Consider the following 26,127-nt stretch of genomic DNA (forward strand, 5'->3'; position numbering starts at 1 on the left):
GGGCTGACTTCATCCCGAGAAAAACGATAAAGAGGGCCTCACCATGTTCAGCAAGCACGACCAACTGCAAGGCTATGACGACGCCCTGCTCGCGGCGATCCAGGCCGAAGAACAGCGCCAGGAAGACCATATCGAGCTGATCGCCTCGGAGAACTACTGCAGCCAGCGCGTCATGCAGGCGCAAGGTAGCGGCCTGACCAACAAGTACGCCGAAGGCTATCCGGGCAAGCGCTACTACGGTGGTTGCGAGCATGTGGACAAGGTCGAGGCGCTGGCCATCGAACGCGCCAAGCAGCTGTTCGCCGCCGACTACGCCAACGTCCAGCCGCACTCGGGCTCTTCGGCCAACAGCGCCGTGTACCTCGCGCTGCTCAATGCTGGCGACACCATTCTCGGCATGAGCCTGGCCCACGGCGGCCACCTGACTCACGGCGCCAAGGTGTCGTCCTCGGGCAAGCTGTACAACGCCGTGCAGTACGGCATCGACGAGAACGGCCTGATCGACTACGACGAAGTCGAGCGCCTGGCCGTGGAGCACAAGCCGAAGATGATCGTCGCCGGCTTCTCGGCCTACTCGCGCGTGCTGGACTTCCCGCGTTTCCGCGCCATCGCCGACAAGGTTGGTGCGCTGCTGTTCGTCGATATGGCTCACGTTGCCGGCCTGGTCGCGGCCGGCCTGTACCCCAACCCGGTTCCGTTCGCCGACGTCGTAACCACCACCACCCACAAGACCCTGCGTGGCCCGCGTGGCGGTCTGATCCTGGCGCGCAAGAACGAGGAGATCGAGAAGAAGCTCAACTCCGCCGTCTTCCCCGGTGCCCAGGGCGGCCCGCTGATGCACGTGATCGCGGCCAAGGCGGTGTGCTTCAAGGAGGCGCTGGAGCCGGGCTTCAAGACCTACCAGCAGCAAGTGATCGACAACGCCCGCGCCATGGCCTCGGTGTTCGTCGAGCGTGGCTATGACGTGGTTTCCGGCGGTACCGACAACCACCTGATGCTGATCAGCCTGGTCAAGCAGGGCCTGACCGGCAAGGCGGCCGACGCGGCGCTGGGCGATGCCCATATCACCGTGAACAAGAACGCCGTGCCGAACGACCCGCAGTCGCCGTTCGTCACCTCCGGCATCCGGATCGGCACCCCGGCGGTGACCACTCGCGGCTTCAAGGAAGGCGAATGCCGCACCCTCGCCGGTTGGATCTGCGACATCCTCGACGACCTGGAAAACCCGGCCGTGATCGAGCGCGTGCGCGGCCAGGTCGCCGACCTGTGCGCCACCTACCCGGTCTACGCTGACTGATACCCGACTGACCACGGGCCGCTCGGCGGCCCCAACCGGTGCGACGCACCCAACAGGAAATCGACATGACCACTGAAACTCTCGCCAAGACTCCGCTGCACGCCCTGCACCTCGAACTCGGCGCGCGCATGGTGCCTTTCGCCGGCTATGACATGCCCGTGCAGTACCCGCTGGGCGTGATGAAGGAGCACCTGCACACCCGCGACGCCGCCGGCCTGTTCGACGTCTCGCACATGGGCCAGATCCTGCTGCGTGGCGAGCATGCCGCGCGCGCTCTGGAAACCCTGGTGCCGGTGGACATCATCGACCTGCCGGTGGGCACGCAGCGCTACGCCATGTTCACCGATGCCCAGGGCGGCATCCTCGACGACCTGATGGTCGCCAACCTGGGTGACGACACCCTGTACCTGGTGGTCAATGCCGCCTGCAAGGATCAGGACCTGGCCCACCTGAAGAAACACATCGGCGAGCAGTGCCAGATCGAGTGCCTGTTCGAAGAGCGCGCCCTGCTCGCCCTGCAAGGCCCGAAAGCGGTCGACGTGCTGGCCCGCCTGGCCCCTGAAGTGAGCAAGATGACCTTCATGCAGGTCGCCCGTGTGCGCCTGCTGGGCAGCGAATGCATCGTCAGCCGCAGCGGCTACACCGGCGAAGACGGCTTCGAGATTTCCGTCGCCGTCGATCAGGCCGAAGCCCTGGCGCGCAGCCTGCTGGCCGAAATGGAAGTCGAGGCTATCGGCCTGGGGGCACGTGACTCGCTGCGCCTGGAAGCCGGCCTGTGCCTGTACGGCCACGACATGAGCAGCGCCACCACGCCGATCGAAGCCAGCCTGCTGTGGGCGATCTCCAAGGTGCGCCGCGCTGACGGCGAGCGTGCCGGCAACTTCCCGGGCGCCGAGCGTGTATTCGAGCAACAGCAAAAAGGCGTGGCGCGCAAGCGCGTCGGCCTGCTGCCGCAGGAGCGTGTACCGGTGCGTGAAGGCGCGGAAATCGTCGATGCCGACGGCCAGGTGATTGGTCAGGTGTGCAGCGGCGGCTTCGGCCCGACCCTCGGTGCGCCGGTGGCCATGGGTTACGTCAACGCCAGCCACGCCGCCATCGACAGCGACGTCTGGGCCGTGGTGCGCGGCAAGCGCGTGGCGATGAAAGTGGCCAAGACCCCGTTCGTGCCGCAGCGCTACTACCGCGGCTGATTTCCTCACTTTCCCGCTCGAGGGAAAGGGCAATGGCGTAGGGCGGGTGAAACCCGCCGTATGGATCTGGCGGGTTGTACCCGCCCTACGCACCGCCAATCTCGTAGCCCGGATGCAATCCGCGGATGCCCTGAAAAGCTCCCGGATTGCATCCGGGCTACATCGTTTCTACCCCCTGATCCGCTCGTAAGGCACCCGCTCGCGTCCGGCGCGCAGCGTCTGCGCCCACCAGTTCAACTGCACCAGCGTATGCGCCAACGCCGAGTTGGCGTGCCGTGGCTCGCTCAACTGGCCCTGCTCATCGAACTGCTCCCAGGCATTGGTGAAGCACACAGAGCTACGCACTGTCATCGCATGCAACTCCGCCAGCACCTGACGCAGTTGCTCCACCGCGCGCAGCCCGCCGGACACCCCGCCATAGCTGACAAACCCAACCGGCCGTGCTTCCCAGGATGCCGGCACCTCGTCGATGAACTGCTTGAGCGCCGCCGGGTAGCCGTGGTTGTACTCCGGGGTGACGATCAGAAAGGCATCGGCACGCAGCAACTGCTGCAGCGACTGATGGCGTTGCGCGGCGAGCTCCTGCGCCTCGCCGGGCTGGCGAAACATCACGGCCGGGTCGACCAGGCTCAGCTCGAATTCGCTGCGCTGCTCGATCTGTTCCCGCGCCCAGGCCACCACCTGGTCGCAGAAACGCTCTTCACGCACGCTGCCGTAAATCAGTACCAGTCGGATGCGGTCCTGCATGGAAATACCCTCGGTGTTGTCGATCAAGGCCTGCGAGGGTAAAACCTCAACTTAACTTTAGGTCAACAGGAATTTTCCATGGACACGCACCGCTCCTTCCACGAGCGCCCACTGACTGTCGGCCAGGTTGCCGAGCGCAGTGGCGTGGCGGTTTCCACGCTGCACTTCTACGAGACCAAGGGGCTGATCCACAGCCAGCGCAATGCAGGCAATCAGCGGCGTTATCGGCGTGATGTGCTGCGCCGCGTCGCGCTCATCAAGGTGGCGCAGCGCCTGGGCATTCCCTTGGCCGATATCGGTGTGGCGCTGAGCACACTGCCTTGCGATCACATACCCACGGCAGCGGACTGGCAGCAACTGTCGGCGCAATGGCAGCGCGATCTGGACGCGCGCATCGAGCAAATGACGCGACTGCGCGACCAGCTTACCGGTTGTATCGGTTGCGGTTGCCTGTCGATGCAGGACTGCCCACTGCGCAACCCCAGCGACGAACTCGGCGCACAGGGTGCTGGCGCGCGTTTGCTCGAAACGGATTAATCGTCCAGGCAATTGCGCCTGTTGCTGAACACCTCGCGGCGGATGTCGCGCACATCCAGGGAGATCGCCGGCACCTGCGGCAGGCGCTCGACCAGTGCGCGCACGACGCGCCGCGACAGCGCCCGTTTGTCGTCATCGCTGCGCCCGGCCAGCACGTAGAAGATCAAGTGCACGAACATTCCCTGCTCGCCGCCGACGCAGTGGTGCTCGTACAAACTCAGGCGCACCTTGACCTCGCCGGGTTGGAACAACCCCGTGGCAGCCGCCTGGTCATGCACCAGTTGCACCAGCTCCTGCGGCGCGATCAGCTCACTCACCTCGAGGGCGGCTTCGATCAGGCAATGCGGCATGGATAAACCCTTGATGTAAGTGAATTTGTCATACGTTATCACACAACAAATTCGATACCAGATGGTTTACCGGTTCGGCACTGAACGCTCGCTTCATCGCCGATAGCGCCGCTACACGGGGAAATACCATTCAGACTTTCGTCTAGCCATACGTTGACAAGCGACAAAAAGGCTGTCGATAATCTGGAAAGTTGTATGACGACATATGACAACGATAACAACAATAATCAGGGCCATAACATGACTGTCCTCGCCTCTCCCTCAGCGCTGCAGCCCCTCGCCTGCTCGCCCCCCATCGTTGCCACACGCCATAGCACCGGATTCGCCGGAGGCTGACGTCAGCCACCAGCAATGACCGGCCGCGTTCGGCCGGGCTATCGCCCTCCAAGGGCAAACACAACATTCCCATCATGCCGGTCCTGATGCAGACCGGCAGGGGATGCTTCGTTCAAAAACTGGGAGCACAACAACAATGACCGCACGCAACATCATTCCATTGGCCCTGCTCGGCAGCACGGCTCTGGCCCTGGTTATGCCGACCGCCACGCACGCTGCCGGCTTCGTCGAAGACGCCAAGGTCACCCTCGGCCTGCGCAACTACTACTTCAACCGTAACTACCTGAACGGCACCGACCCTGTGATCCGCGGTGAGCGCCAGGGCCAGGCCGAAGGCTGGACTCAGAACTTCATCCTCGATGCCCGCTCCGGTTTCACTCAGGGCACAGTCGGCTTCGGTCTCGATGTGCTCGGCCTTTACAGCATCAAGCTGGACGGCAACCGTGGCGCCGCCAACACCCAACTGATGCCGATCCACGATGACGGCCAGGCCGCTGATCAGTACGGCCGTACCGCCGTGGCTGCCAAGGCCAAGCTCTCCAAGACCGAACTGAAGGTTGGCGAGTGGTTCGCCGTGCTGCCGATCCTGCGCGCTGACGACGGTCGTTCGCTGCCGCAAACCTTCCAGGGCGCCCAGCTGACTTCCAGCGAGATCGACGGCCTGACCCTGTATGGCGGCCAGTTCTGGAAGAACAGCCAGCGTCACGATGCCAGCCGTGAAGACATGTCGTTCAACGGCGTAGAAGGCGATGACTTCAACTTCGGTGGTGGTGAGTTCCGTTTCAACGGCAACAACACCATGGTCGGCGTCTGGCACGCCCGCCTAGAAGACGTGTATCAGCAAAGCTTCCTGCAGTTGACCCACAGCCAGCCTGTCGGTGACTGGGTACTAGGCGCCAACCTTGGCTACTTCAACGGCAAGGACGAAGGCGCGGCCAAGGCCGGCGACCTGGACAACAAGGTCTATCAGGGTGCGCTGTCGGCCAAGAGGGGTAACAACACCTTCCAGGTCACCTACCAGCGACTGAGCGGTGATACCAAGTTCCTGCGTATCGACGGCGCCAGCGGCGGCTCGCTGGTCAACGACGGTTTCCTGTCGGCGTTCGACAGCCCCGAGGAGCGTTCCTGGCAGCTGCGTCATGATTACAACTTCGCCGGCCTCGGCATTCCGGGCCTGACCCTGATGAACCGCTACACCAGCGGCTCCAACATCCACGCTGGCGGCCGCACCGATGCCGAAGAGTGGAGCCGTGAGACCGAGCTGGCCTACACCATCCAGGAAGGCACTCTGAAGAACCTGAACGTGCGCTGGCGTAATTCCAACGTCCGCCGTGACGTTGGCCAGGATCTGCACGAAAACCGCCTGATCATCAACTATCCGCTATCGATTCTGTAATACCGGACGCATCACTGCGTCCTATTGACTCCTGTGTGTTAACGGCACTTTACGCCCGTCCTTGTGACGGGCTTTTTTTGCCTACCAACTTTGACGCACCCTACGCGATGTCAACTCGTAGGGTGCGCCGTGCGCACCGGCTTACACGCCAGCAGCCGGCACGCGCAGTTTCAGCGCAAACGCCCGACCATCTGCGCCAACACGGTCAACACATCCTGCCCCAGCTTCTGCGAGCGCGCGCCATTCCAGCCGGTGCGTGGCTGCGGGCTATCGTCATGGTCCTTGAACGGCATCTCGATGGTGAACGACAGGCAATCGAAGGCCTGGCCAACGGCGTTGCAGGCCAGGGTCAGGTTGGCCTGGCCCGGCTCATCACGCGGATAACCGAAGCGGGTCTGGAACTCGGCGCCGATAGCAACCAGACGACTGCGGAAGTCTTCTTCCAACGCTGCCAGCCGTGGGGTGTAGCCCGGATTGCCCTCGCAACCGGCGGTGAACACATGAGGAATTTCCTCGTCGCCATGAATATCGAGGAACAGGTCGACGCCAATACGCTGCATATGCTGCAGCACGAACAGCACCTCGGGGCTGCGCTCGGAGCTGGCGGACTGCCAGGCACGATTGAGGTCCTGCCCGGCATAATTGGTGCGCAGGTGACCGCGATAGGCGCCGTCCGGGTTCATGTTCGGCACCAGATAGAACTCGGCCTCGCGCAGCAAGGCGACAACCTCGGCATCCTGCGGATTCTGCAGGCGCTCGATCAGCCCTTCCATGAACCATTCGGCCATGTGCTCGCCCGGATGTTGTTGGGCGATGATCCACAGTTTGCGCGGCGCGCCCGTCTGGCCACCGATACGTAGCAACTGGATATCACGGCCTTCCAGACTTCTGCCGCTGGCCACCAATTCAGCGCCGCGCTCCAGCGCGTTGGCAATCAAACGTTCATGCCGCGCTCGCGGGTAGGGCTCGAAATAAGCGAACCAGACGCGCTCATGCTCGGCCTGCAACTCGAAGTGCAACTGGCCGTCCTGATAGCGGGTCGGCACGCGAAACCAGTCCCGCTGGTCGTAACTGGCCACGGCCTGGTAACCGTCCCAGGCGCGGTTGTAGGCCGACTGCCCGGCATTGGTCAGGTTGAAGCCGTGGCGTTGCCCCAGCTGGAGGCCCTCGACCTGAAAGTGAAACCACTGGAAATGGTGGCTGTTGAGGTCCGGGCGCATGGCCAGCAAGACGCGCTGCGGGTCACTGGCGTCGATGACCTGGATATTGCCACTGTCGAAATCCGCACTGATTTTCATGACTGCCTCGTAAGCGAAATCAGCGCTCAGGATTGCAGCTCATGGCGCGAGTGTGAAGTCGCACCGCGACAGACCGATCAACGACAGCGAACTATGGTGGCCAGGGTCAGCCTAATAGCGACTTGCCCTGTTTCTCGCCTACGGAGTTTCTGCCATGCCTAGCCCGATCAACCTGCGTCACGCCACCACCGCCCTGCTCGCCCTTGCGCTACTGGCGGGCTGCGCCGGGCGTGAACCCGACTCCACCGCGCCGGAAGAACAGCCGCAGGTCGACCAGCCCATCACCCAGACCGAACAAGACCAACTGCGCCAGCAGGCCCAACGCGGTGATCTGGAAAGCCAGTTCCAGCTCGGCAGCAGCTACTTCGTCGGCCAGCCGGAAAAGGACATCAAGCAAGCCGAGTACTGGTGGAAGCAGGCCGCAGACAAGGGTCACTCCATGGCTGCGGTCAGTCTTGCCTACCTCTATACCGGGCGTGACGCACCGGAGCTCGCCAACCAGCGCGACATGCTCAAGTACCTCAACCAGTCAGCCGCTGCGGGCAACCCGATGGCGCAGCATGTGCTGGGCAACCTTTACCGACGCGGTGAAGGCGGCGTAGCACGTGACCCCGACCAGGCCCAGCGCCTGTACCAGAGTGCCTGCCAGCAGAACTACGAGCTCTCCTGCACGGCGCTGGGTCGTCAGTAACTCGTTGCCGCAGAGCCAACTCGCGCGCGAGCCCTGTTACAACTCAGCATGGCCAACGCGCAGCAGGCTTTGAACGGGTTATCAGGGCTGCAGGTCGAACAGCGCCTTGCCGCTTTCCATATCGCAAGGCGCGGAGAAGTGCTCGTGAAAGATCAGCCAGCGGCCGCCTTGGCGACGCAGGCACTGAGTCACACGCATCCAGCAGGTTTCCAGCTCGCCCTTGTCATTGGTGCCGCCGCAGTGCAGCAGGTAATGAGTGACGCCTAGATCGCCGTCGGAGGTGAACGTCGGCTCGTGCGGTTCGAAACGCCCTTCGCCGCTGCACATTTCCATGCAGGCCTGCCAATGCGCCTGGTATGCCGGACGCCGCTGGAAGCGCAGCGGCCCCACGGCATCGTAGGCGACCACGCCTTCCACGTAGTGACCCATGATGCGCGCCACATCCTTGCTGCGGCAGGCGTCGGTCCAACTGTTCAGTGCATCTTGCAGTTCATGCTGACTCATATCGATTTTCCTTCGTGCGTGGATTAGGTGACTCAATGGCCAGCAGCCGGGTCGACATCCAGTTGGCGAACCGGCCGCACTTCCACGCAGCCGACACGAGCGGCAGGAATATCTCCGGCCAGCTGGATGGCCTCGTTGAGATCCCGTGCCTCGATCAGATAGAAGCCGGCGAGCTGCTCCTTGGTTTCAGCGAAAGGGCCATCGGTGATGGCCAGCTTGCCGCCACGCATGCGCACCGTGGTGGCGCTCTGTACCGACTGCAACGCCTCGGCGGCAAGCATGCGCCCGCTTTCCTGCACACGCTGGGCGTAGGCGTGGCACTCACTGTCATGCGGGCTGTTGGGGGAGCTGTGCAACTCCTGTTCGTTGGCGTAAACAAGGCAGAGGTATTTCATGGCGCGCTCCAGTTCCTCGACGGTGGGTACTGGATAGTCGAACGCAGCGAGCGCGTTTCGACATTGGCCGGAAAAATATCGTAGAGGCCGACGAACGGTCGGGGCCGCCGCGCTCATCAGACTCCGAACTGCACCCTATACAGGGGTCAGTCGAAGCCAGCCCCACCCTACTCGGGGACTTCGACGCTGACGTGAATGGCGTCGTGGCGCCAGAACTCCAGGTCGCAGTCGATGATGCGCCCGTGCTGGTCGCGGTTGACCCGGGTGATGCGCAGCGCCGGACTGCCCGGCGCCACCTTGAGGCTGGCAGCGGCCTCGGCATGTAGCGCGGTGGGCACCATGTCGAAACGCACACGACCATAGTGAATGCCGTACTCGCTGGCATAGAGGTCGGTCAGCGAACGCGTCAGGTCGAACTCGAGAATGCCGGGGAAGTAGGCCGGATTCAGATAGTGCTCGACATACAGCACCAGACGCCCATCGATACGCCGCGCGCGGCACACCTGATAGACGCTCGACAATGCCGGCAACTCCAGCACCTGGCAGATCTGCGCGGGGGCCGGCATCAAGCGCGCACTCAGAACGTCGGTAGCTGGCACTCGCCCCTGCTCGGCGACCATGGCATGAAAGTGGGTACGCACCAGGGGGTTGTAGGCCACCCGCGTAGGTGAAACGAACCAGCCACGGCGCTCCTCGCGATAGACCAGCCCCTGCGCCTCCAACTGGCCGAGCGCCTCGCGCAGGGTAATGCGCGTGGTATCGAACAACTCACTGAGTTTGCGCTCGGCCGGCAACTTGCTGCCAGAGGGCAGCAGGCCTTGGTCGATCTGCTCCTGTAACGCGCGGCAGATGATGGTGACGGCCCGTGGCGCTTCTTCGCGCATCAAAACTTCCCCTTTTGGACTAGTCCAGCCCCATCACAGGGCAAAAACCGCTCGCTCAGATGGGTTACAAGCCTAGGCAATCTAGATGACTGATAGATGACAACCTTGCTGCAAGCACGCCGCATGCCACTGCCAGCCCCCTTCGCAGCCCGCGAAATCAGCTACTTATCCATGGTCTACGCTTGTGAAGCGCGCCAGCCGCTTACACCTAGACATCTGCCACACCATGGCTGGACATAAAACTGTCATTGAAGGCGCTTAGATTGGCTCGGGTATTGCTGATCTAGACCAACACTCTCACTGCGAAGGAGTTTCCAATGAAACAACTGCTGCTGGCTTCACTGATGGGTTCGGCCATCGCTCTGGCGACTTCCGCCATGGCCGAAGGCACCGACTTGCAGGCACTGGAACAGGCTGCACGCGCCGAAGGCGTGGTGAATAGCGTGGGGATGCCCGATAGCTGGGCCAACTGGAAGGACACCTGGAGCGACCTGAATAGCAAGTACGGCCTCAAGCACTCTGACACCGACATGAGCTCGGCGCAGGAGATCGCCAAGTTCGCCGCCGAGAAGGATAACGCCACCGCCGATATCGGTGACGTCGGCGCCGCCTTTGGTCCCATCGCCGTGCAGCAGGGCGTGACCCAGCCGTACAAGCCGAGCACCTGGGAGCAGATCCCGAGCTGGGCCAAGGACGCCGATGGTCACTGGATGCTGGCGTACACCGGCTCCATCGCCTTCATCGTCAACAAGCAACTGGTCAAGGATGTACCGAAATCCTGGGCCGACCTGAAGAACGGCAAGTACCGTGTCGCCATCGGTGACGTCAGCGCTGCAGCCCAGGCCGTCAATGGCGTGCTGGCTGCAGCCATCGCCAACGGCGGTGACGAGAAAAACATCCAACCGGGCCTGGACTTCTTCGCTGCCATCGCCGAGCAGGGCCGCCTGTCGCTGTCCAACCCGACCATCCAGACCCTGGAAAAGGGTGAAGTGGAAGTCGGCATCGTCTGGGACTTCAACGGCCTGTCGTACCGCGACCAGATCGACCCCAACCGCTTCGAGGTGCTGATCCCGTCCGATGGTTCGGTGATCTCTGGCTACACCACCATCATCAACAAGTACGCCAAGAACCCCAACGCGGCCAAGCTGGCGCGTGAGTACATCCTCTCCGACGCAGGCCAGATCAACCTGGCCAAAGGCAATGCCCGACCGATCCGCGCCGAGCACCTGACCCTGCCGGCCGAGGTGCAGGCCAAGTTGCTGCCTAACGAGCAGTACGCCAAGGTCAAGCCAATCGCCGACGCGGCTGCCTGGGAAACCACTTCCAAGGCACTGCCACAGATGTGGCAAGAGAACGTGATCATCAATATGGAATAACCCGGGCTCGGTGGGAGGGGCTTCAGCGGCGACACTCGCGGCTGAAGCGCCTACCACAAGCTGCTCCGGATACCTTTGGAGCGCGTAGGGTGGACCGGGGCGCGTAGCTGACGCTTCATCCGTCCACCCTGCCATTTTGGCGTTTACCCATGCGGTGGATCGATGAAGCGCGATCCACCCTACGCTTTTTAGGATTTCCCATGCCTTCCAAGGTCATTCTCGTTGTGCTCGACGGCCTCAGCCACTCGGTCGCACAACACGCCATGGGCCATCTGCACGCCTGGTGCGACGCTGGCCGCGCGGCCTTCTACCGCCTCGACTGCGAGCTGCCGGCGCTGTCGCGCCCGCTCTACGAGGCCATCCTCACCGGCGTACGCCCCATCGACAGCGGCATCGTGCACAACGATGTTTCGCGTCTGTCGCGCGAACGCAGCCTCTTCCATTACGCCCGCGATGCCGGTCTGAGCACCGCCGCCGCGGCCTATCACTGGGTCAGCGAACTGTACAACCGCTCGCCCTTCGTCGCCGTGCGCGACCGGCATACCTGCGATGAATCGCTGCCGATCCAGCATGGCCACTTCTATTACGCCGACCACTACCCGGACTCGCACCTGTTCGTCGACGCCGAGAGCCTGCGTTTGCAGCACACGCCAGACTTGCTGCTGGTGCACCCGATGAACATCGACGACGCCGGCCACAAGCACGGCCTGGACAGCTCCCAGTACCGCAACGCCGCGCGGATGGCCGACGTGCTGCTGGCCGACTACCTGCAGAACTGGGTCGATGCCGGCTATCAGGTACTGGTCACCGCCGACCACGGCATGAACGTCGACCGCTCGCACAATGGCCTGCTGCCGGAAGAGCGCCAGGTGCCACTGTTCGTCATCGGTGATGCCTTCAGCCTCGATGCCAATGCGCGTCCACGTCAGCTCGAACTGTGCGGCAGCATTTGCCAGTTGCTCGGCGTCCCGCACGACAAACCCTACTGCGCGGAGTTACTTAAATGAGCGCGCCATCCTCCCTGCGACGCTGGCTGCCGCTGTTGTGTCTGCTGCCCTTCGCCCTGTTCTTCCTCGTGTTCCAGGTGGCACCGCTGGTGTGGGTGGCGGTCAATAGCCTGAACAGCCCCAATGGCTGGGGCCTGGGCAATTTCGAGAAGATTTTCGCCTCCAAGTTCTACATGCAGGCGATCAAGCACAGCCTGGAAATCGCCTTCTGGTCGAGCCTGTTCGGTATGGCCATCGCCATCCTCGGCAGCTACTCGTTGCGTCAGGTGGACTCGAAGCTGCGCGACTTCGTCATCGCCTTTTCCAATATGACCAGCAACTTCGCTGGGGTGCCGCTGGCCTTCGCCTTCATCATTCTGCTGGGTTTCAACGGCGCACTGACCCTATTGCTGATCCAACTTGGCTTGATCGAGAGCTTCAACCTCTACTCGAAGAACGGCCTGATCGTGCTCTACACCTACTTCCAGATTCCGCTCGGCGTGCTGCTGCTCTACCCGGCGTTCGACGCCCTGCGTCAGGACTGGCGCGAATCGGCCGCACTGCTTGGCGCCGGCACCTGGGATTTCTGGCGCCACATCGGCCTGCCGGTGCTGACGCCGGCGCTGCTCGGCACCTTCGTCATCCTCCTGGCCAATGCCCTGGGCGCCTACGCCACGGTGTATTACCTGACTACCGGCAACTTCAACGTGCTGCCGATCCGCATCGCGGCGATGGTCTCCGGCGACATCTCGCTGGACCCGAACCTGGCCAGCGCCCTGTCGATGATTCTGGTCGGGCTGATGGTGCTGATCACCGCCGTCCACCAGTTGCTGCTGAAAAGGAGCCAGCATGTCACGCGCTAACAGGCCGTTTAAAAACGTAGGCGAGGCCGCCGATGCGAGGCAAAAACAGGCGAAAAAGCGGAGTTTACAAACTGTAAATGAGCATTTTGAGCCTGGTTTTAACGAAGCAGCGGCAACGCAGGTAGTTTTTAAACCGCCTGTGAAAGCCCCCACCGCCAGCCTTTACCACCGCATCGTGGTCTGGCTGCTGTTCCTCATCCTGCTGCTGCCGCTGGCCGGTACCCTGCTCTACTCGCTATCCACCAGTTGGTCGGCGACCATCCTGCCGGACGGCTTGACGCTGAAGTGGTACGCCGCGTTGTGGAGTGATGAGCGCTTCCTGCGCGCCTTCGGCCAATCGCTGCTGGTGTGCTTCGGCGCTCTGGCGTTGTCGGTGGCGCTGATCCTGCCGCTGATGTTCGTGGTGCATTACCACTTCCCCAAACTCGACACGCTGATGAACGTGCTGATCCTGTTGCCGTTCGCCGTACCGCCAGTGGTGTCCTCGGTGGGCCTGCTGCAGCTCTATGGTTCCGGGCCGCTGGCGATGACTGGCACGCCGTGGATACTGCTCGGCTGCTACTTCACCATCGCCCTGCCGTTCATGTACCGCGCCATCGCCAACAACCTGCAGGCGATCAACCTGCGCGACCTGATGGACGCCGCCCACCTGCTCGGCGCCAGCACCTGGAAGGCAGCCTTCCTGGTGGTGCTGCCGAACCTGCGCAAGGGCCTGATGGTGTCGCTGTTCCTCTCCTTCAGCTTCCTGTTCGGCGAATTCGTCTTCGCCAACATGCTGGTGGGCACTCGCTATGAAACCCTGCAGGTGTACCTGAACAACATGCGCAACAGCAGCGGCCACTTCAACAGTGCGCTGGTGATCTCCTACTTCTTCTTCGTCCTGGTATTCACCTGGGCGGCCAACCGTTTGAACAGGGACAAGGCATGAGCTTGCTGAGCATCCATAACCTGCATAAAAGCTACGGCGACACCCGTATCTTCAGTGACATCAACTGCGAGATCGGCCAGGGCGAGTTCGTCACCCTGCTCGGCCCCTCCGGCTGCGGCAAGTCCACTCTGCTACGTTGCATCGCCGGGCTGACCGACGTCGATGGCGGGCAGATCAATCTCGGCGGCGAAGACCTGGTGCCGCTACCGCCGCAAAAACGCGGCATCGGCATGGTGTTCCAGAGCTATGCACTGTTCCCCAACATGAGCGTGGCGCAGAACGTCGCCTTCGGCCTGCGCATGCAGAAAGTGGCCAAGGACGAAAGCGAGCAGCGCGTACGCGAGGCACTGGAGATGGTCGAGCTGGGCGACTTCGCCGCGCGTTATCCGCACCAGCTTTCCGGCGGCCAGTGTCAGCGCGTGGCCCTGGCCCGCTCACTGGTCACCCGTCCACGCCTGCTACTGCTCGACGAGCCGTTGTCGGCCCTCGATGCACGTATCCGCAAACACCTGCGCGAGCAGATCCGCGCCATCCAGCAGGAACTGAACCTGACCACCATCTTCGTCACTCACGATCAGGAAGAGGCGTTGACCATGAGCGACCGCATCTTCCTGATGAATGCCGGGCAGATCGTCCAGAGCGGCGACGCCGAAACTCTCTACACCGCACCGGTGGATGCCTTCGCTGCCGGCTTCATCGGCAACTACAACCTGCTCGAGGCCGACGCCGCCAGCCGTCTGCTGCTGCGCCCGGTCAACAGTCGTGTGGCAATTCGTCCGGAGGCGATCCAGATCGGTGGGGTGGGAATCGAAGGCACCATTGTCAGCCACAGCCTGCTGGGTAACGTCGTGCGCTACCGGGTCGAGGCCCGCGGTGTGCAACTGCTGGTGGACGTGCTCAACCGCTCCGCCGCCGACCTGCACCGCGACGGCCAAAATGTCAGCCTGGCCATTGGCGCCGATGCGATCCGGGAGGTGGCGTGATGGCCCTGGCGATTTTCGATCTCGACGAAACCCTGATCCACGGCGACTGTGCCAGCCTGTGGACACAGGAAATGGTCAAGATCGGCTGGGCCGATGGCGACTCCTTCCTGGCCCACGAGCAGGAACTGATGCGTCAGTACGCCGCCGGCACCCTGGCCATGGAGGACTACATGGCCTTCACCCTGTCGCCGCTGGTTGGCCGCACGCCCGAGGAGGTCGCCCATGTGGTCGAGCCCTTCGTCGAGGACGTGATCGAGCCGATCTTCTACAGCGACGCCAGCCGAACCCTGGCCACGCATCGCGCCGCCGGCGACCGCTTGCTGGTGATTTCCGCCTCGGCGCACTTCCTGGTCAGCGCCATCGCCGAACGCTTCGGCATCGACGAGGTGCTGGCCATCGATTTGGAGCTGCAGCATGGTTTCTATAGTGGTCGCACCGAAGGCGTACTGACCTATCGCGAAGGCAAGGTGACGCGTCTGCATGCCTGGCTCGCCGAGCAGAGCGAAAGCCTGGCCGGCGCCAGCTTCTACTCCGACTCGCGCAATGACCTGCCGTTGCTGCAGTTGGTCGACAAGCCCTTCACCGTCAACCCCGACCCGACCCTGCGCGCCCATGCCGAACAGGCTGGCTGGCCGATTCTCAGTTGGCGCTGAGCCTGTCGTAAGGTATGGCGGAGCCGCCCAGGCCGTGCGCACCGGCGTCCGTCGACGTGTACGCGAAACACTGGTTTCAAGGTGCGCATGGCGCACCCTACCCGGCCCCGTGACGCCCTATTGGCTCATGATCCCTTCGCAGGCCTCAATCAACGCCGCCGCCAGTTCCCGTGCATAGCCGGGCAACTGGTTGCGCGCATGCAAGGCCACTTCCACCGGCGCCACCGGGGCGAAGCCTTCGGCCTCACCCAGTTCGCGGTGCGCAGCGGTGATCAACCGGCGCGGCAGCAGGGTCAGGCCCAGGCCACCTTCGGCCGCGGCGCTGACGCCGGGCAAACTGCTGCTGACATAGGCGATACGCCAGGGCTTGCCCATGGCATCCAGCGCGTGGGTCATCTCCAGGCGATACAGGCCGTTGGGTGGAAACACCGCCAGTGGCACCGGGTTGCGCGCCAGCACCGGTCGCGCGCGGCTGTCGAGCCAGGCAACCGGCTCGGCCCAGCTGGCCAGGCCCTTGGCACTGCCGGCGCGCTGCTTGATCAGCGCCAGGTCCAGCTCGCCGGCATTGAACGCGCGCCAGACGTCATGACTGAGGCCACTGGTGATCTCCAGGCGAATGCCCGGATGCGCGTCGGCGAAATCGGCCAGATAAGGGGTCAGGCTATTGGCGGCGAAATCGTCCGGCACGCCGAGGCGCACCTCGCCTTCCACCGCGCTCTGCCCCAGCGCCAACATGGCTTCGTCCATCAGTGCGACGATGCGGTTGGCATAACCCAGCAAGCGTTCACCCTCGGTGGTGGTCACTACGTAGCGGCCACTGCGGTCGAGCAGCTCAGCACCGAGCTGCTCCTCCAGGCGCCGCACCTGCTGGCTGACCGTGGACTGGGTCAGGTGCAGGCTGGCAGCCGCACGGGTAAAGCCACCGGTCTGCACAACGGTCAGAAAACTGCGTAACAACACCGGATCGAGCATAGTGCCACCCATCATGAAATCCACTGACAGGCATTCTACTATTTAATTTCCGAATCCAGACGCGAATTCCTATAGTGCATGGGAGCCAATTTTCCGCTCGGGGAGCGAACCCCGAGCCCTTCACCCGCCGAGGCAACCTCTCGATGAGCAAATCGCCCTACTACTACGCACCGCATGGCGGTCACCCAGGTCAGGATCAACTGCTGACCGACCGCGCCATGTTCACCGAAGCCTATGCCGTGATCCCCAAAGGCGTGATGCGTGACATCGTCACCAGCCACCTGCCGTTCTGGGACAACATGCGCATGTGGGTCATCGCTCGCCCGCTGACCGGCTTCGCCGAGACCTTCTCGCAATACATCGTCGAAGTCGGCCCGAACGGCGGCAGCGACAAGCCTGAGCTGGACCCGACCGCCGAAGGCGTGATCTTCGTCGTCGAAGGCACCTGCGACCTGAGCCTCAACGGCACCCAGCACGCCCTGCGTCCGGGCAGCTACGCCTTCATCCCGCCAGAAAGCGATTGGTCGCTGCGCAACAACGGCAGCGAAGCCGTGCGCTTCCACTGGCTGCGCAAGGCTTACCAACCGGTCGAAGGCGTGCCGTATCCGGAAGCCTTCGTCACTCACGAGCAGGACATCGAGCCGATCGTCATGCCCGGCACCGAAGGCCGCTGGAGCACCACGCGCTTCGTCGAGATCAGCGACATGCGCCATGACATGCATGTCAACATCGTCAACTTCGAGCCGGGCGGCGTGATTCCGTTCGCCGAAACCCACGTCATGGAACACGGCCTGTACGTGCTGGAAGGCAAGGCGGTATATCGCCTGAACCAGGACTGGGTCGAGGTCGAGGCTGGTGACTTCATGTGGCTGCGCGCCTTCTGCCCGCAGGCCTGCTACGCCGGCGGCCCGAGCCGCTTCCGCTACCTGCTGTACAAGGATGTGAACCGCCAGATGCCGCTGACCCTGGGCGGCCTGAAGCGCTGATGATCGGAGAGCTTGTGGGAGGGGCTTTAGCCGCGAAGCTGTCGCCGCTAAAGCGCCTCCCACAGATACACCAACGACAAAGGCCACCCGAGGGTGGCCTTTGTCGTTCCAGCGTTGCGATCAGCTATGGCGGATCAGGTGATCGAAGGCGCTCAGCGATGCCTTCGAACCTTCGCCCATGGCGATGACGATCTGCTTGTACGGCACAGTGGTCACGTCACCGGCAGCGAACACGCCAGGGATGTTGGTCGCGCCCTTGGCATCGACGATGATCTCGCCGAAGCGGTTGAGCTCCACGCTCCCCTTGAGCCAGTCGCTGTTGGGCAGCAGGCCGATCTGCACGAAGATGCCTTCCAGCTCGACGGTGTGCAGCTCCTCGGTGGTGCGATCCTTGTACACCAGGCCGTTGACCTTCTGGCCGTCGCCCTTGACCTCGGTGGTCTGCGCGCTCTTGATCACGGTCACGTTCGGCAGGCTGTTGAGTTTTTTCTGCAGTACGGCGTCGGCACGCAGGGTGTCGGCGAATTCCAGCAGAGTCACATGGGCGACGATACCAGCCAGGTCGATAGCCGCTTCGACCCCGGAGTTACCGCCGCCGATCACCGCGACACGCTTGCCCTTGAACAGCGGGCCATCGCAGTGCGGGCAGAAGCACACGCCCTTGGCCTTGTATTCCTGCTCGCCGGGGACGCCCATCTCGCGCCAGCGTGCGCCGGTGGAGAGAATCACGGTCTTGGCCTTGAGCGAAGCGCCGTTCTCGAACTTCACTTCGTGCAGGCCGCCTTCACTACTGGCCGGCACCAGCGCCGAAGCGCGCTGCAGGTTCATCACATCGACTTCGTATTCCTTGACGTGCTCTTCCAGGGCGCGCACCAGTTTCGGGCCTTCGGTTTCCTTGACGGAGATGAAGTTCTCGATGGCCATGGTGTCGAGTACCTGACCGCCGAAGCGCTCGGCAGCAATCGCAGTACGAATACCTTTACGCGCGGCGTAGATGGCCGCTGCAGCGCCGGCCGGGCCACCACCGACCACGAGCACGTCGAAGGCGTCCTTGGCACTCATCTTCTCGGCGTCGCGGTTGGCTGCACCGGTATCGATCTTGGCGAGGATTTCCTTCGCATCCATACGGCCGGAAGCGAAGACCTCACCGTTCAGGTAGATGCTCGGCACGGCCATGATCTGGCGACGCTCGACTTCGTCCTGGAACAGCGCACCGTCGATGGAGACGTTGCGGATATTGGGGTTGAGCACGGCCATCAGGTTCAGCGCCTGAACCACATCCGGGCAGTTCTGGCAGGAGAGCGAGAAATAGGTCTCGAACTCGAACTTGCCTTCGATGCTCTTGATCTGCGCGATGGTATCGGCGTCCAGCTTGGACGGATGGCCGCCCACCTGCAGCAGCGCCAGCACCAGCGAGGTGAACTCGTGACCCATGGGGATACCGGCGAAGGCAACGCCAGTGTCTTCACCCGGACGATTCAGGGCGAAAGACGGACGGCGGGCATCACTACCGTCGGTCTTGAGGGTGATCTTGTCGGTCAGACCGACGATGTCCTGGAGCATGCCCAGCAGTTCCTGAGATTTCGCGCTGTCATCGAGGGACGCGACGATCTCGAACGGCAGGGTGACCTTTTCCAGGTAGGCCTTCAACTGGGCTTTAAGATTGGCGTCCAACATGGCGGAAATTCCTCAAATACGAAAATTCGGGCAATAAAATGCCCGGACGGATCGCGCCCGGGCATCGGGCACCACAAGGGCCGGTTAACGGCCCAAACAGCGCAGAGTTGGTCCTTTCCGACCTGAGACAGGCCGGAAAGGAAGTCGGCAGATTTAGATCTTGCCAACCAGGTCCAGCGAAGGAGCCAGAGTGGCTTCGCCTTCTTTCCACTTGGCCGGGCAAACTTGACCCGGGTTAGCGGCGGTGTACTGAGCGGCCTTCAGCTTGCGCAGGGTTTCGGAGACGTCGCGAGCGATTTCGTTGGAGTGGATCTCAACGGTCTTGATCACGCCTTCCGGGTTGATCACGAAGGTGCCACGCAGAGCCAGACCTTCTTCAGCGATGTGCACGCCGAAAGCGTTGGTCAGCTGGTGGGTCGGATCGCCGATCAGCGGGAACTGTGCCTTGCCAACGGCCGGCGAAGTTTCGTGCCATACCTTGTGCGAGAAGTGGGTGTCGGTGGTCACGATGTAGACCTCGGCACCGGCCTTCTGGAACTCGGCGTAGTTGTTGGCCGCGTCTTCGATTTCGGTCGGGCAGTTGAAGGTGAAGGCAGCCGGCATGAAGATCAGCACGGACCACTTGCCTTGCAGGCTCTGCTCGGTGACTTCGATGAATTCGCCGTTGTGGAAAGCGTTGGCCTTGAACGGCTGAACTTGAGTATTGATCAGGGACATCTCTGACTCCTTCTGAGGTTTCTGTGAGGGTTTGAAATCGACAGGACGTATCTTAGCGACCTAACGAAAAAAAGCTTATTGATTACGGCCATGATATTGATTGAATGAGCCAATCACTGGCCGAGCCCGCGCCAGACGCGGGCTGGAGCTCTCGCTCAGGCAAGATCGGCATCGATAAGCAGCGCGATTTTACCCGCAACCTGATTACCGGCGAGTGTCTCGAACGCCACTTCGCTGTCTTTGAGGGGGAAACTGCGCTCAAGTTGCGGCTTCAATCGCCCTTCGGCGAACAGCGGCCAGACCTGTTGCTGCAGATCGTGCAGCAGGTCGGCCTTGAACGAGTCGTCTCGATTGCGCAGGGTCGAGCCGATCAGCTGAACGCGCTTGCCCAGGACCTGGGCCAGATCCAGGGTGGCCTCGCGCCCGCCCATCAAACCGATATTGATCCAACGGCCATCACGGGCCAGCAGCTCCAGATTGAGTGCCGCGTACTGCCCGCCAACAGGATCGAGAATCACATCGAACGGCCCGAAATCGCGCAGCGCGTGCAGGTCGTCACCACGCAGAGCACCGCCCTGAGCACCGAGCGCCTCGCAATAGGCCAGTCGTTCTGGCGAGCCAACGCTGACCCAGCATGGGCTGCCGAATGCCTTGCACAGCTGGATGGCAGCCGAACCGACGCCACTGGCGCCGGCATGCAGCAGGACTTTTTCACCCGGGCGCAGGGCGCCGAGCTGGAACAGATTGAGCCAGGCCGTGGCGTAAACCTCCGGCACTACAGCAGCCTCGACCAGGCTCAGCCCCTCGGGCAACGGCATGGCGTGGCGTGCATCGAGCACCACCTCCTCGGCCATACCACCGCCAGCGAGCAGACAGCAGACCCGATCACCCACCTGCCAGGCGCTGCCGGCGCCGACCTCGACAACCACACCCGAACATTCCAACCCGAGCGCCTGGCTCGCGCCTGGAGGCGGCGGATAGAGCCCGGCGCGTTGCAACAGATCAGCCCGATTGAGCCCAGCGGCGGCCACCTTCACGCGAATCTGTCCTGCGTCACAGGTCTGCGCCGGTTGTTCCAGCCACTGTGCACGCCCTTCGACGCCTTGCAATGCCTTCATGCTGCCTCCATAGTGCAAGTGAACCGAGCCCAGCGCTGACCGCTGGGCTTTTGTCTAGCGCCAACGGAACCTGGCGCCCTCAGATACGGCCTAATATGCGTTATCACCTGCCACTACGTCGAATCAGCATGAAGCGATCTCTAGCAAGCACCGCCCTCGCCCTCGTACTCGGCTTCAGTGCCCTGCCGCTGGCGGCCAAGACCACCACAGCGACCAGTTGGGACTACCTGCAGCCGGACCGCGACCAGGTGATTGCCAGCCTCAACGTAGTGGAACTGCTCAAGCGCCACCACTACAACAAGCCGCCGCTCAATGACGAGCGTTCGATTCAGATCTATGACAACTACCTGAAGTTGCTCGATCCGTCTCGCAGCTATTTCACCGCGGCTGATATCAGCGAATTCAACCAGTGGCGTACCAAGTTCGATGACCTGCTCAAGAGCGGCGACCTCGAGCCGGGCTTCACCATCTATCGCCGCCACCTGACCCGCATGGAAGAGCGCCTGAACTACGCGCTGGCGGAACTCGGCAAGGGCGTCGACAAGATCGACTTCACTGTCGACGAACAGTTGCAGGTCGATCGCGAGAAAGCACCCTGGGCCAAAGATCGCGCTGAACTCGACGAGCTGTGGCGCAAACGCGTCAAGGACGAAGTGCTGCGCCTGAAGATCGCTGGCAAGGAAACCAAGGACATCCAGGAACTGCTGACCAAGCGCTACAAGAATCAGTTGGCGCGCCTCAAGCAGACCCGTGGCGAGGACGTGTTCCAGGCTTACATCAATGCCTTCGCCACCACCTACGACCCGCACACCACTTATCTGTCGCCGGATAACGCAGAAAACTTCGACATCAACATGAGCCTGTCGCTCGAAGGCATCGGCGCCGTCCTGCAAAGTGACAACGAGCACGTCAAGGTAGTACGCCTGGTGCCTGCCGGCCCGGCCGAGAAAAGCAAGCAGATCGCTCCAGCCGACAAGATCGTCGGCGTTGCCCAGGGCAACGACGATATGGTCGACGTGATCGGTTGGCGCCTGGACGAAGTGGTCAAGCTGATTCGTGGCCCGAAAGGTTCCACCGTACGCCTGGAAGTGATCCCGGCCAGCAATCCACCCAGCGACCAGACCAGCAAGGTGGTCACCATCACCCGTGAAGCGGTCAAGCTGGAAGAGCAAGCAGCCAAGAAAAAGGTCCTGGAACTCAAGCATGATGGTCGTGACTACAAGCTTGGCGTGATCGAACTGCCAGCCTTCTACCTCGACTTCAAGGCCTTCCGCGCTGGCGACCCGAACTACAAGAGCACCACCCGTGACGTCAAACGCCTGCTCGATGAGTTGCAGGCCGAGAAGGTCGACGGCGTGGTCATCGACCTGCGCAACAACGGCGGTGGCTCGCTGCAGGAAGCCACCGAGCTGACCAGCCTGTTCATCGAGCAAGGCCCCACCGTACTGGTGCGCAATGCCGACGGCCGCGTCGACGTGCTCGCTGACGAGAACAAGGGCATCTACTACACCGGCCCGCTGGCCGTGCTGGTCAACCGCCTGTCCGCGTCGGCCTCGGAAATCTTCGCCGGCGCCATGCAGGACTACCACCGCGCACTGATTCTCGGTGGCCAGACCTTCGGCAAGGGCACGGTACAGACCATCCAGCCGCTCAACCATGGCGAACTGAAACTGACCCTGGCCAAGTTCTATCGCGTGTCCGGCCAGAGCACCCAGCATCAGGGCGTGATCCCCGACATCCTCTATCCGGACGTCATGGACACCAAGGACATCGGCGAAAGTGCCCTGCCCGCTGCGCTGCCCTGGGACAGCATCCGTCCGGCGATCACCCCCGAACTGGACCCGATCAAGCCCTTCCTGACCGAGCTGAAAGCCCGTCACGATCAGCGCACCATCAAGGACCCGGACTTTGTCTTTACCCGCGATCGTCTTACCCTGGCCAAGAAACTGATGGCAGAAACCACCGTCAGCCTCAACGAGCAAGCACGCCGTGCGCGCCAGGCCGAAGTCGAAGCCAAGCAACTGGCACTGGAGAACAACCGCCGCCAGGCCAAGGGTGAAGAGCCACTCAAGGAACTGGCGAAGGAAGACGAAGATGCACTGCCAGTCGCCGATGAGAAGAGCACGCCGGAAGACGACGCCTACCTCTCGGAAAGTGGGCGCATCCTGCTCGACTACCTGGGTCTGAACCCCTCGTTGGCGCTGCACTGAGACGACTCATCGAGCGTCATCATATCGTCATCGAACTGTCGTGAAATGAAGGGCCGGCCATAAGCCGGCCCTTCGTTTTTCTACAGATCGAGAACATCATGACCGTCACCGAGCAGTTGAGCGCGCTGGGCAACATCCTCGCTCACGGCGACCTCAGTAGCCTGTTCCAGCCTATCGTCTCGCTGTCCGAACAGCGCATCCTCGGCTATGAGGCACTGACCCGTGGCCCTTCCAACAGTCCACTGCACTCGCCATTGACGCTGTTCGCTGTCGCCCGTCACGCAGGGCGCCTGAGCGAGCTGGAAATGGCTTGCCGCAAGAGTGCCTGCAGAGGTTTCAGCGCACAGGGCCTGGACGGCAAGCTGTTTCTCAACGTCTCGCCGGAGTCGCTGCTCGACCCCAGCCACCAACCAGGGCGCACCCTGAAATTGCTGCAGGCTTTCGGCATCCCGCCCAGCCAGGTGGTGATCGAACTCACCGAACAGTCGCCTACCGAAGACTTCGCCCTGCTCGACAACGCCCTGCACCACTACCGCGCCATGGGCTTTTCCATCGCGCTGGACGATCTGGGCGCTGGATACTCCAGCCTGCGCCTGTGGTCGGAACTGCGCCCGGAGTACGTGAAGATCGACCGCCACTTCATCGATGGCATTCATCAGGATACAGTGAAACGCGAGTTCGTCGGCTCGATCCTGAAAATGGCCGAAGCATCTCGGGCCCAGGTGATTGCCGAAGGGATCGAGCTGCCCGAAGAACTGGCCGTACTGGCGGAAATGGGGGTCGACCTGGTGCAGGGCTACCTGCTCAGCAGGCCGCAGGAAAAACCGCCACGCGATGCCCGCCAGCTGCTACCCCTGGTGCAAAGCAATCAAGCCAGCCTCGGTGAAGACAGCCATGACCTCAGTGCCCTGCTCAACGACCAACCCGCAGTCGACCAGCACACAGCCATCGCCGAGGTATTGGATGTCTTCCGTGCCCAGGCCAACCTCAACTCCCTGGCGGTACTGGATGCGCAGCGTCAGCCGGTGGGTATCGTCCACCGCCACTCGCTGTCCGAGGCGCTGCTAAAGCCCTTCGCCACCGACCTGTTCGCACGCAAACCCATCAGCCGCCTGATGAGCCAGGATTTCCTGGCCGTCGAGCTGACGCAATCGCTGCAGAAGGTCAGCCGCCTGCTCACCAGCCGTGCACGCCAGCGTATCGAGGAAGACTTCATCATCATCCAAAACGGCCGCTATCTGGGCCTGGGCAGGGTCATCGACGTGCTCAAACTGATCACCGAGCAAAAGCTGCAACAGGCGCGTCACGCCAACCCGCTGACCCTGCTGCCAGGCAACGTGCCAATCCAGCAATGCCTGAGTCGCCTGCTGCAACAGCAGCGCGAAGCTGCGGTGTGCTACGTGGATCTCGACAGCTTCAAACCCTTCAACGATCTCTACGGCTACGCCAAGGGCGACGAGGTGTTGCTGTGCCTGGCGCAATGCCTGAACGAGCGAGTCGACCCTGCGCGCGACTTCGTCGGGCATATCGGCGGCGACGACTTCATGCTGGTGCTTGGCTCCCCCGACTGGCGCGAAAAGCTCGGCAAACTGATCGAAGACTTCCAGAATCAGTGCCGACGCTTCTACCGTGACGAGCATCTGCAGGCCGGCTGCTTTATCGCCTACAATCGCCACGGGCAACGTCAGGAATACGCGCTACTGTCACTGTCGATCGGCGTGGTACACGTGAGAACGGAAGACTGCGCGCAGCTCGATGCCTCGCGTCTGGCCGAGCTGGCCTCCGAAGCCAAGCGCCAGGCCAAGGCCGTGCCTGGCTACAGCCTACATATCCTCGAAGGCTCAGCGGCCTGAGGGAAGCCCCTGGTTGGCCATGGCGGCATAGCGCTCGGCGGCTTGCGGGTCCGGCTCAAGTCCCGGCGCACCGTCGCGGTAAAGCAGGCTCAAGCGGTTGGCCGCCAGAGGATGACCGGCAGCCAAGGCCATCTCCCACCAACGCACTGCTTGCGAGGCATCCGGCGCCTGCCGGGTATCGCCCTGCAGCGCCTGCACACCTAACTGATAAGCGGCCTTGCCGTCACCGCCATTGGCCGCCAGTCTCAACAACCTCAGCCCTTCCTCGCGGGCACCGAGGCCCTGGCCACGGAATAGCAGGATATGACCGTAGAAACTCTGCGCAGCGGTGTCACCAAGATTGGCCATGCGCCCGTATTGGCCCTGCATCCATTGCCACAGACGCGGCTGACGCAACGCCGCCGGCCAGTGAAACAGACGCCGTGCCAGCCAGTAGCCCAGCTGCGCGCGCAGTTGCCAGAGCCACCTAGACATCGGCGGGGTAGTCGAACTCGAACACCCTGACCACCTCGGCAGCGTGCCAGGAGGCGGCTGCCACGCCATCGGAGGCGCCGCTGAAACGTCCCAGACGTGTCACGCAGTCGAAGAATCCGGTACGCGGCAGGCGGCTGGCGCCCTGGCTGATCACCAGTGAGCTGCGCAGCGGTCGTTCGGCGCGTGCATCCAGTGCAGCCAAGTGCTCCAGTGCAGCGGTCAGGGTCTGCATGGCTGGCGTCGGCAGATCGAGACGTTCGATCAGTGCCCGGTAGGTGAGCAGGTGGCGCTGACGACGGGCGTCGTCCAGCTCGGTCAGCAATGCCTGCCAGTGTTGGCGACTGATACGCACGCTCAAGACCAGCCCTCCAGCCCCAGTTCCCAGGCCAGCGAACGCAGAATCGCAGCGTCAGGTTGACGTTCGCCACTTTCGATCATGGCTAGATAGTAAGGGCTGATGCCGACGCTGCGAGCCAGCGCTTCCGCGCTCAGGTCCTTGGCTTCGCGTAACGTTTGCAATTGCGCCAGAGGTGCGCGATTGGCTGAAGGCGTTGGCGATGGCGCAACGGCCGTGGCAACCTCCTGGCGACCTGCGGCTTGCAACAAGGCCTGATAATCGGCCCAGGGCAGCACGGCGTATTCCGGCTCGCCGTCACGGGCAATGATTTGCACACTCATGAGTCTCTCCGTTGGAAAGCAGGGCCGA

Annotated in this window: 27 protein-coding genes; 14 read left to right on the forward strand and 13 right to left on the reverse strand. The window is 62.5% G+C overall.

The features are described 5' to 3' along the window. The first annotated feature begins 43 nt into the window (after positions 1–43). Both glyA and gcvT read left to right on the forward strand, forming a co-directional pair. Complete coding sequence (gene glyA, locus CDO35_RS00850) at positions 44–1,297, forward strand: serine hydroxymethyltransferase (RefSeq protein ID WP_099522145.1); 1,254 nt, start codon at positions 44–46, stop codon at positions 1,295–1,297. A 65-nt stretch (positions 1,298–1,362) separates the two neighbouring features. Continuing rightward, positions 1,363–2,487 (forward strand): glycine cleavage system aminomethyltransferase GcvT, encoded by a 1,125-nt coding sequence (gcvT, locus tag CDO35_RS00855; protein WP_099522146.1) that lies wholly within the window; start codon positions 1,363–1,365, stop codon positions 2,485–2,487. A 168-nt stretch (positions 2,488–2,655) separates the two neighbouring features. On the opposite strand, the gene CDO35_RS00860 is transcribed toward gcvT, so the two are convergent. Then, a complete protein-coding gene (locus CDO35_RS00860; RefSeq protein ID WP_099522147.1) occupies positions 2,656–3,234 on the reverse strand; it encodes an NADPH-dependent FMN reductase in 579 nt (192 codons plus the stop codon). 78 nt (positions 3,235–3,312) lie between these two features. On the opposite strand from CDO35_RS00860, the gene soxR reads away from it, so the two are divergent. Continuing rightward, positions 3,313–3,771 (forward strand): redox-sensitive transcriptional activator SoxR, encoded by a 459-nt coding sequence (gene soxR / locus CDO35_RS00865; RefSeq protein ID WP_099522148.1) that lies wholly within the window; start codon positions 3,313–3,315, stop codon positions 3,769–3,771. Here the strand turns inward: soxR and CDO35_RS00870 are convergent. Then, a complete protein-coding gene (locus CDO35_RS00870) occupies positions 3,768–4,121 on the reverse strand; it encodes a 5-carboxymethyl-2-hydroxymuconate Delta-isomerase (RefSeq protein WP_099522149.1) in 354 nt (117 codons plus the stop codon). The genes soxR and CDO35_RS00870 overlap by 4 nt on opposite strands. 472 nt (positions 4,122–4,593) lie before the next feature. Here CDO35_RS00870 and CDO35_RS00875 point away from each other — a divergent pair, with 472 nt between their 5' ends. Continuing rightward, positions 4,594–5,853: an OprD family porin gene (locus CDO35_RS00875; protein WP_099522150.1), complete on the forward strand. Its 1,260-nt coding sequence runs from the start codon at positions 4,594–4,596 to the stop codon at positions 5,851–5,853. 170 nt (positions 5,854–6,023) lie between these two features. Here the strand turns inward: CDO35_RS00875 and CDO35_RS00880 are convergent, their stop codons facing one another. Then, complete coding sequence (locus CDO35_RS00880) at positions 6,024–7,151, reverse strand: M14 family metallopeptidase (RefSeq protein ID WP_099522151.1); 1,128 nt, start codon at positions 7,149–7,151, stop codon at positions 6,024–6,026. 154 nt (positions 7,152–7,305) lie between these two features. On the opposite strand from CDO35_RS00880, the gene CDO35_RS00885 reads away from it, so the two are divergent. Beyond that, positions 7,306–7,842, forward strand: coding sequence for a tetratricopeptide repeat protein (locus CDO35_RS00885; RefSeq protein WP_099522152.1), 537 nt, complete (start codon positions 7,306–7,308; stop codon positions 7,840–7,842). Positions 7,843–7,923: 81 nt separating this feature from the next. Here the strand turns inward: CDO35_RS00885 and CDO35_RS00890 are convergent, their stop codons facing one another. The 3 genes from CDO35_RS00890 to CDO35_RS00900 all read right to left on the reverse strand — a co-directional run bounded on the left by CDO35_RS00890 (position 7,924) and on the right by CDO35_RS00900 (position 9,625). Next, positions 7,924–8,346 (reverse strand): YybH family protein, encoded by a 423-nt coding sequence (locus CDO35_RS00890; protein ID WP_099522153.1) that lies wholly within the window; start codon positions 8,344–8,346, stop codon positions 7,924–7,926. Between the two features lie 32 nt (positions 8,347–8,378). After that, on the reverse strand, positions 8,379–8,741 hold the full coding sequence (locus CDO35_RS00895; RefSeq protein ID WP_099522154.1) for a YciI family protein: 363 nt from the start codon (positions 8,739–8,741) through the stop codon (positions 8,379–8,381). 167 nt (positions 8,742–8,908) lie between these two features. Next, positions 8,909–9,625, reverse strand: coding sequence for a UTRA domain-containing protein (locus tag CDO35_RS00900; RefSeq protein ID WP_099522155.1), 717 nt, complete (start codon positions 9,623–9,625; stop codon positions 8,909–8,911). Positions 9,626–9,942: 317 nt separating this feature from the next. Here CDO35_RS00900 and CDO35_RS00905 point away from each other — a divergent pair, with 317 nt between their 5' ends. From CDO35_RS00905 to CDO35_RS00930, 6 genes are all read left to right on the forward strand, one after another. Beyond that, positions 9,943–11,001, forward strand: a complete 1,059-nt coding sequence (locus CDO35_RS00905; RefSeq protein WP_099522156.1) for an ABC transporter substrate-binding protein — start codon at positions 9,943–9,945, stop codon at positions 10,999–11,001. A 200-nt stretch (positions 11,002–11,201) separates the two neighbouring features. Next, positions 11,202–12,008 (forward strand): alkaline phosphatase family protein, encoded by an 807-nt coding sequence (locus CDO35_RS00910; protein WP_099522157.1) that lies wholly within the window; start codon positions 11,202–11,204, stop codon positions 12,006–12,008. After that, on the forward strand, positions 12,005–12,850 hold the full coding sequence (locus CDO35_RS00915) for an ABC transporter permease (protein WP_099522158.1): 846 nt from the start codon (positions 12,005–12,007) through the stop codon (positions 12,848–12,850). Before CDO35_RS00910 ends, CDO35_RS00915 begins: the two co-directional genes overlap by 4 nt. A gap of 139 nt (positions 12,851–12,989) precedes the next feature. Continuing rightward, the gene (locus CDO35_RS00920; protein WP_099522159.1) at positions 12,990–13,778 is read left to right on the forward strand and encodes an ABC transporter permease; all 789 of its coding nucleotides are present in this window, start codon (positions 12,990–12,992) and stop codon (positions 13,776–13,778) included. Then, on the forward strand, positions 13,775–14,761 hold the full coding sequence (locus tag CDO35_RS00925) for an ABC transporter ATP-binding protein (protein ID WP_099522160.1): 987 nt from the start codon (positions 13,775–13,777) through the stop codon (positions 14,759–14,761). The genes CDO35_RS00920 and CDO35_RS00925 overlap by 4 nt, the downstream gene beginning before the upstream one ends. Further along, a complete protein-coding gene (locus CDO35_RS00930) occupies positions 14,761–15,414 on the forward strand; it encodes an HAD family hydrolase (RefSeq protein ID WP_099522161.1) in 654 nt (217 codons plus the stop codon). Before CDO35_RS00925 ends, CDO35_RS00930 begins: the two co-directional genes overlap by 1 nt. A gap of 117 nt (positions 15,415–15,531) precedes the next feature. On the opposite strand, the gene CDO35_RS00935 is transcribed toward CDO35_RS00930, so the two are convergent. After that, positions 15,532–16,386: a LysR substrate-binding domain-containing protein gene (locus CDO35_RS00935; RefSeq protein ID WP_099522951.1), complete on the reverse strand. Its 855-nt coding sequence runs from the start codon at positions 16,384–16,386 to the stop codon at positions 15,532–15,534. 143 nt (positions 16,387–16,529) lie between these two features. On the opposite strand from CDO35_RS00935, the gene CDO35_RS00940 reads away from it, so the two are divergent. After that, complete coding sequence (locus tag CDO35_RS00940; RefSeq protein WP_099522162.1) at positions 16,530–17,372, forward strand: bifunctional allantoicase/(S)-ureidoglycine aminohydrolase; 843 nt, start codon at positions 16,530–16,532, stop codon at positions 17,370–17,372. Between the two features lie 120 nt (positions 17,373–17,492). On the opposite strand, the gene ahpF is transcribed toward CDO35_RS00940, so the two are convergent. From ahpF to CDO35_RS00955, 3 genes are all read right to left on the reverse strand, one after another. Beyond that, on the reverse strand, positions 17,493–19,049 hold the full coding sequence (gene ahpF / locus CDO35_RS00945; protein WP_099522163.1) for an alkyl hydroperoxide reductase subunit F: 1,557 nt from the start codon (positions 19,047–19,049) through the stop codon (positions 17,493–17,495). Between the two features lie 153 nt (positions 19,050–19,202). Then, complete coding sequence (ahpC, locus tag CDO35_RS00950) at positions 19,203–19,766, reverse strand: alkyl hydroperoxide reductase subunit C (RefSeq protein WP_099522164.1); 564 nt, start codon at positions 19,764–19,766, stop codon at positions 19,203–19,205. 155 nt (positions 19,767–19,921) lie between these two features. Further along, positions 19,922–20,884: a zinc-binding dehydrogenase gene (locus CDO35_RS00955; RefSeq protein ID WP_099522165.1), complete on the reverse strand. Its 963-nt coding sequence runs from the start codon at positions 20,882–20,884 to the stop codon at positions 19,922–19,924. Positions 20,885–21,012: 128 nt separating this feature from the next. On the opposite strand from CDO35_RS00955, the gene CDO35_RS00960 reads away from it, so the two are divergent. Together CDO35_RS00960 and CDO35_RS00965 are read left to right on the forward strand one after the other, a co-directional pair. Then, entirely contained in the window at positions 21,013–23,094 is a 2,082-nt protein-coding gene (locus tag CDO35_RS00960) for a carboxy terminal-processing peptidase (RefSeq protein WP_166432374.1), read from the forward strand. A 98-nt stretch (positions 23,095–23,192) separates the two neighbouring features. Next, positions 23,193–24,947, forward strand: coding sequence for a bifunctional diguanylate cyclase/phosphodiesterase (locus CDO35_RS00965; protein ID WP_099522167.1), 1,755 nt, complete (start codon positions 23,193–23,195; stop codon positions 24,945–24,947). Here the strand turns inward: CDO35_RS00965 and CDO35_RS00970 are convergent. Genes CDO35_RS00970 through CDO35_RS00980 form a run of 3 tightly spaced genes read right to left on the reverse strand, consistent with a single transcriptional unit; the run spans position 24,936 to position 26,099 of the window. Beyond that, entirely contained in the window at positions 24,936–25,421 is a 486-nt protein-coding gene (locus tag CDO35_RS00970) for an SEL1-like repeat protein (protein WP_099522168.1), read from the reverse strand. The two genes, CDO35_RS00965 and CDO35_RS00970, sit on opposite strands and share 12 nt — an antisense overlap. Then, entirely contained in the window at positions 25,414–25,779 is a 366-nt protein-coding gene (locus CDO35_RS00975) for a hypothetical protein (protein WP_099522169.1), read from the reverse strand. Before CDO35_RS00975 ends, CDO35_RS00970 begins: the two co-directional genes overlap by 8 nt. Then, entirely contained in the window at positions 25,776–26,099 is a 324-nt protein-coding gene (locus CDO35_RS00980) for a helix-turn-helix domain-containing protein (protein WP_099522170.1), read from the reverse strand. Before CDO35_RS00980 ends, CDO35_RS00975 begins: the two co-directional genes overlap by 4 nt. Between the last annotated feature and the right edge of the window lie 28 nt (positions 26,100–26,127).

Origin of the sequence: Pseudomonas sediminis (assembly GCF_002741105.1) — a bacterium.
GTDB classification, from domain to species: Bacteria; Pseudomonadota; Gammaproteobacteria; order Pseudomonadales; family Pseudomonadaceae; genus Aquipseudomonas; species Aquipseudomonas sediminis.

Bases quoted from the DNA above. Each gene is read 5' to 3' on its own strand.
- glyA (WP_099522145.1), top strand. From the start codon at position 44: ATGTTCAGCAAGCACGACCAACTGCAAGGCTATGACGACGCCCTGCTC.
- gcvT (WP_099522146.1), top strand. From the start codon at position 1,363: ATGACCACTGAAACTCTCGCCAAGACTCCGCTGCACGCCCTGCACCTC.
- CDO35_RS00860 (WP_099522147.1), bottom strand. From the start codon at position 3,234: ATGCAGGACCGCATCCGACTGGTACTGATTTACGGCAGCGTGCGTGAA.
- soxR (WP_099522148.1), top strand. From the start codon at position 3,313: ATGGACACGCACCGCTCCTTCCACGAGCGCCCACTGACTGTCGGCCAG.
- CDO35_RS00870 (WP_099522149.1), bottom strand. From the start codon at position 4,121: ATGCCGCATTGCCTGATCGAAGCCGCCCTCGAGGTGAGTGAGCTGATC.
- CDO35_RS00875 (WP_099522150.1), top strand. From the start codon at position 4,594: ATGACCGCACGCAACATCATTCCATTGGCCCTGCTCGGCAGCACGGCT.
- CDO35_RS00880 (WP_099522151.1), bottom strand. From the start codon at position 7,151: ATGAAAATCAGTGCGGATTTCGACAGTGGCAATATCCAGGTCATCGAC.
- CDO35_RS00885 (WP_099522152.1), top strand. From the start codon at position 7,306: ATGCCTAGCCCGATCAACCTGCGTCACGCCACCACCGCCCTGCTCGCC.
- CDO35_RS00890 (WP_099522153.1), bottom strand. From the start codon at position 8,346: ATGAGTCAGCATGAACTGCAAGATGCACTGAACAGTTGGACCGACGCC.
- CDO35_RS00895 (WP_099522154.1), bottom strand. From the start codon at position 8,741: ATGAAATACCTCTGCCTTGTTTACGCCAACGAACAGGAGTTGCACAGC.
- CDO35_RS00900 (WP_099522155.1), bottom strand. From the start codon at position 9,625: ATGCGCGAAGAAGCGCCACGGGCCGTCACCATCATCTGCCGCGCGTTA.
- CDO35_RS00905 (WP_099522156.1), top strand. From the start codon at position 9,943: ATGAAACAACTGCTGCTGGCTTCACTGATGGGTTCGGCCATCGCTCTG.
- CDO35_RS00910 (WP_099522157.1), top strand. From the start codon at position 11,202: ATGCCTTCCAAGGTCATTCTCGTTGTGCTCGACGGCCTCAGCCACTCG.
- CDO35_RS00915 (WP_099522158.1), top strand. From the start codon at position 12,005: ATGAGCGCGCCATCCTCCCTGCGACGCTGGCTGCCGCTGTTGTGTCTG.
- CDO35_RS00925 (WP_099522160.1), top strand. From the start codon at position 13,775: ATGAGCTTGCTGAGCATCCATAACCTGCATAAAAGCTACGGCGACACC.
- CDO35_RS00930 (WP_099522161.1), top strand. From the start codon at position 14,761: ATGGCCCTGGCGATTTTCGATCTCGACGAAACCCTGATCCACGGCGAC.
- CDO35_RS00935 (WP_099522951.1), bottom strand. From the start codon at position 16,386: ATGCTCGATCCGGTGTTGTTACGCAGTTTTCTGACCGTTGTGCAGACC.
- CDO35_RS00940 (WP_099522162.1), top strand. From the start codon at position 16,530: ATGAGCAAATCGCCCTACTACTACGCACCGCATGGCGGTCACCCAGGT.
- ahpF (WP_099522163.1), bottom strand. From the start codon at position 19,049: ATGTTGGACGCCAATCTTAAAGCCCAGTTGAAGGCCTACCTGGAAAAG.
- ahpC (WP_099522164.1), bottom strand. From the start codon at position 19,766: ATGTCCCTGATCAATACTCAAGTTCAGCCGTTCAAGGCCAACGCTTTC.
- CDO35_RS00955 (WP_099522165.1), bottom strand. From the start codon at position 20,884: ATGAAGGCATTGCAAGGCGTCGAAGGGCGTGCACAGTGGCTGGAACAA.
- CDO35_RS00960 (WP_166432374.1), top strand. From the start codon at position 21,013: ATGAAGCGATCTCTAGCAAGCACCGCCCTCGCCCTCGTACTCGGCTTC.
- CDO35_RS00965 (WP_099522167.1), top strand. From the start codon at position 23,193: ATGACCGTCACCGAGCAGTTGAGCGCGCTGGGCAACATCCTCGCTCAC.
- CDO35_RS00970 (WP_099522168.1), bottom strand. From the start codon at position 25,421: ATGTCTAGGTGGCTCTGGCAACTGCGCGCGCAGCTGGGCTACTGGCTG.
- CDO35_RS00980 (WP_099522170.1), bottom strand. From the start codon at position 26,099: ATGAGTGTGCAAATCATTGCCCGTGACGGCGAGCCGGAATACGCCGTG.